The organism is Streptomyces sp. AC627_RSS907 (assembly GCF_019049165.1).
This window is the reverse complement of record NZ_JAGMUE010001259.1, coordinates 1-616: the sequence shown is the minus strand read 5'-3', so window position 1 is coordinate 616 and position 616 is coordinate 1. Positions and strand designations below refer to the sequence as shown.

At 76.3% G+C, this 616-nt stretch carries 1 protein-coding gene; it reads left to right on the top strand.

All coding sequences use genetic code 11. The annotated features are described in order from the left end of the window. Window positions 1–172: 172 nt before the first annotated feature. Window positions 173–616 (top strand): rod shape-determining protein (locus tag KUM32_RS41365; protein ID WP_217146786.1); only part of this gene is annotated, 444 nt, incomplete at its 3' end.

The following is a 616-nucleotide window of genomic DNA, read 5'->3' as shown; positions in this document are numbered from 1 at the left end:
GGGCGTGGGCCGGGGCTCGGTGCGCGGCGCGTGGGCGGGCGCGGGTGATGGGGGGTCATGCGGGCGGCGTAGTCCAGCGCGCGCGGGGGCCGGGGGGCTCGGACGATGAGCGTGGGGCCGCCGGGCGGGCGGCTCCGGTGTCACCCGGGCGAGTGGGATAAGGGAGTGCCTCGTGAGCCTCAGCCTTGAGCAACTGTGCCGCTGTTCGGTGGCCGTCGATCTCGGCGCCGCCCGGACCCGGGTCTACCTCAAGGAGGTCGGGCTCATCGTCAACCAGCCGACCGTCGCCGCGGTGAACACCCGTACCGGCTCGCTCATCGCCGTCGGCTCGCTGGCCGAGCGGATGACGGGCCGCACGCCCGGGCACATCCGCGTCGTGCGGCCGGTCAGCGGCGGCACCGTCGTGGACATCGACATCGCCCAGCGCATGCTGCGGTTCTTCGTCGGGAACAAGGTGCGCCGCGCCTGGCGGCGCAAGCCGCTGCTGCGGGCCGCCGTCTGCGTCTCGCACGACGCCGACCCGCTGGCCCGGCGCGCCGCGGCCGAGACGCTGGCCGGGCTCGGGGCGCGCCGGGTCGAGCTGGTGGACACGCTGATCGCCGCGGCCGTGGGGTGC